4 protein-coding genes and 1 pseudogene are annotated in these 3,229 nt (G+C 62.1%); all 5 read left to right on the top strand.

Annotation, left to right across the window (positions count from 1 at the left end):
• A pseudogene (locus Q4C89_RS10745) lies at window positions 1–170 on the top strand (MqnA/MqnD/SBP family protein); the annotation flags it as partial.
• A 32-nt stretch (window positions 171–202) separates the two neighbouring features.
• Window positions 203–964: a hypothetical protein gene (locus tag Q4C89_RS10740; protein ID WP_303102608.1), complete on the top strand. Its 762-nt coding sequence runs from the start codon at window positions 203–205 to the stop codon at window positions 962–964.
• A 21-nt stretch (window positions 965–985) separates the two neighbouring features.
• Window positions 986–2,512, top strand: a complete 1,527-nt coding sequence (gene lysS, locus Q4C89_RS10735) for a lysine--tRNA ligase (RefSeq protein ID WP_303102607.1) — start codon at window positions 986–988, stop codon at window positions 2,510–2,512.
• Between the two features lie 111 nt (window positions 2,513–2,623).
• A complete protein-coding gene (locus tag Q4C89_RS10730; RefSeq protein ID WP_303102606.1) occupies window positions 2,624–2,884 on the top strand; it encodes a PadR family transcriptional regulator in 261 nt (86 codons plus the stop codon).
• Window positions 2,881–3,229 (top strand): hypothetical protein (locus Q4C89_RS10725; RefSeq protein WP_303102605.1); only part of this gene is annotated, 349 nt, incomplete at its 3' end. The genes Q4C89_RS10730 and Q4C89_RS10725, both read left to right, overlap by 4 nt.

Below are 3,229 nucleotides of genomic sequence, written 5' to 3'. Positions count from 1 at the left end.
AGGTTTCGCGGCGGCACGCGCAAAAGCTGGGGCTGCCCGCAGACGTGGTGCAGCACTACCTCTGGAATTTTCGCTACCACCTGGAAGAAGCGGACAGGTTGGGCCTAAACGAATTTGCCGACCTCGCCGTGCCGGGCCACGCAGAGTTGGAGTTCGGGGCGGGGCTGTAATTCCTCGCCCAGAGACCGCTTAAACTTCGTCTATGTCGTCGCGGCTTCCTTCTTGTGGTTGGCATCCCACCTTCGAGCAGGACATCAGGTTTCCTTTTGAGGCAGGAGCGCCCCTTGAGGGCTATCTCATGGGGCCACTCGAAGGCTCGGAGGCTGCGCCGCCTTACTGGTGCTGGTTGTTGACCGCCGACAATGAACCTTTCATCGCTTCGCCACTTGTGAGGGTGCCGTCCGGCTCTGTACATCAGGCCCGCTTCCGCGTCCGGTTCAATATTCCCCGCTGGTTGCCTGACTGGGGCTGGAAAATCAGCTTCGATGAGGACCACTTTGTTCTGCCTCCGCTACTTCTGTCTGCGTTGCGGCCCTTGCAGCAGCCACCCCTGACACTGGAGCAGGCGGCTCCGGCCTTGTTGAACGACGAGGAAGAAGCCACGTTATGCCGTCTGTATGGTCTCAAACTCTCTGAAGGCAGCTACCTGACTGAAAACGATGTGATCCCGCCAGAAAGACGGGCGGCTTTTCCCATCAGTGACCAGCAACTGGCCGAATTCGCTACGGCGACAGGCTGGAGTGCGCGGCAGGTCAGCCTGCACATCAGGGAGGACTCGGGAGGTTTTATCTGGCAGCGGCCCGACGGTCTGTTCCAGGTGGTGTTTTGCACGCAGGGGCGGCGTATTCATGCCAATGGGGGCGTCACGACTGACCTCACCGAAGCCGCCCGTCGCCTGCTGAGCCGCCGCTATCCCTGGCTGATACAGGCATTTCCGACAGACGCCTGGGTGCTCTACTCCTGAAGGACCCTTAAACTGTCCCTTATGTCGGATTCTCCCGCTCCCCGCCCCGAAGGGCTGCACGAACAGACCATCAGCCGCCTCAACAACCTGGACGCCCAGCGCGAGGCGGGCTTTCTCTCTCATCCCTACAGCTATCCCAAGACCCACCACACCCGCGAAGTGCTGGCGGCACATGCGGGCGAACTGACCCCCGGCGACAAGTGGGAGGGCGAAACCTACGCGCTGGCGGGCCGCGTCACCCTGATGCGGCACATGGGCAAAGCCGCGTTTGCCGACCTCAGCGACGAACACGGTACGCTGCAACTGTTTTTTTCCAAGGCCGACACCGCGCAGTTCGACCCCACCAAGAAAATTGACCTGGGCGACATCATCGGCGTCAGGGGCCACCCCTTCGTGACCAAGACAGGCCAACTCACGCTGCACGTCACCGAGTGGCAGCCGCTGGTCAAGAGCCTGCACCCGCTGCCCAGCAAGTTTCACGGCCTGCAAGACGAGGAACTCCGCGCCCGCCGCCGCTACGTGGACTTGATGGTGAATCAGGAAAGCCGCGAAGTGTACCGCACCCGCTCGCGCATGATTCGCTTTATCCGCAACTTCCTCGACCGCCGCGACTTCATGGAAGTGGAAGGCCCCACCCTGCAAGTCGTCCCCGGCGGCACCGAGGCCAAGCCCTTCAAGACCTTCCACAACGCGCTGGGCCACGAGTTCAGCCTCCGCATTAGCCTGGAGCTTTACCTCAAGCGCCTGCTGGTGGGCGGCTTTGAAAAGGTCTACGAAATCGGGCGCAACTACCGCAACGAGGGCATCGACCGCACCCACAACCCCGAATTCACCATGCTGGAGGCGTATTTTGCCTACGGCGACTACAACGACATGATGGAGTTGGTGGAACAGCTTCTGCATGACCTGGTGGTGGAACTGAGGGGCGAGCCGAAGCTGACCTATCAGGGCAAGGAGCTTGATTTCTCGCTGCCTTTCAAGCGGCTGGATTTCGTCAGCACGCTCAAGGAACAGGCGAAAATGGACTTTGACCCCCTCGACCTCGCCAAGCTGCGCGAATGGTCGGACATTCACCATCCCGAACACCGCAAAACCCCCGATTACAAGCTGCTGGACAAGCTGGGCGGCGAGTATGTGGAGCCGCTGTGCGTCAATCCGACCTTCCTGGTGGACATGCCGCTGGTCATCAGCCCGTTGGTCAAGGGCCACCGCGAACGCGAAGGGCTGGCCGAACGAGCCGACCTGTACGTGGCGGGCTTTGAGCTGGCCCCGATTTACTCCGAGCTGAACGACGCCCTGGACCAACGCGCCCGCTTCGAGAACCAGACTGCCCGCCGTGATGCTGGCGACGACGAAGCGCACCAGCAGGACGAAGACTTTTTGCTGGCGCTGGAATACGGGATGCCGCCCACCGCAGGCATGGGCATGGGCATGGACAGGCTCGCGATGATTTTGACCGACCGCGACTCTATCCGCGACGTGCTGCTGTTCCCGCTGCTCAAGCCCGAGGGGGGGCAGGCAGGCGCAGAGCAGGAGAGCGAGGGTTAAGGAAAGGGGGCCGGAATCCCCCCGGCCTTCTCCTTGACACAAAACTCTACATAACTAGATAATTCCTCCGTGCCACGCCGACCTCATACCAGTCCGCATACCCGCTCTGTCTTGTCGGCGCTGCTTTCGGCGTATCCAGCGCAGACTTACGGCTACGACCTCAGCAAAGCCACCGACCTGAAAAGCGGCACGCTCTATCCCATCTTGCAGCGGTTGCACGAGCAGGGCTATCTGGACGCCGAGTGGGAGCCGTCGCCGCACGCGGGCAAACCGCCGCGCCACGTCTACCGCCTGACCGAAGAAGGGCTGCGGCTGGCGCGGGAGCGGCGTGAAGAACATAAGCAACTCCATCTAAAGGGGGCACTGTTATGAATCGTGACGAGTGGCAACAGGCTATGGAAAACGAAGCGGAGAGTGTGAAGGACGGCCATTGGGCAAAGGAAACCCGCCAGGCCGCGCAGCGTCGGTGGGACGACTTGCCCCTGCCGCTGTGCCTTTTCACGTCTCTGGCCGTCGCTCAGGTGCTTCTCTTCGCCTCGCATCCGCCCGCGCAACTGTGGCTGAGCATCATGCTGGTCGTGGCGGCGTGCTCTGCTGGCCTGGGCTGGCGCGGCGTCCATCCTTTCGCTGCTGGCGCGGGTGCGCTGGCTTACTTCCCGGCGGCGTGGCTGACGGTGGTGCTGTGGCAGTGGCTCGCGCCTCACTCCGCGCCCTTCC

This window comes from Deinococcus sp., from assembly GCF_030523985.1.
In the GTDB taxonomy this organism is placed as follows: Bacteria; Deinococcota; Deinococci; order Deinococcales; family Deinococcaceae; genus Deinococcus.
This window is presented reverse-complemented; position numbering and strand designations above follow the sequence as displayed.

Coding starts and splice junctions, on each gene's coding strand:
- Q4C89_RS10740 (WP_303102608.1), top strand. CDS start 203: ATGTCGTCGCGGCTTCCTTCTTGTGGTTGGCATCCCACCTTCGAGCAG.
- lysS (WP_303102607.1), top strand. CDS start 986: ATGTCGGATTCTCCCGCTCCCCGCCCCGAAGGGCTGCACGAACAGACC.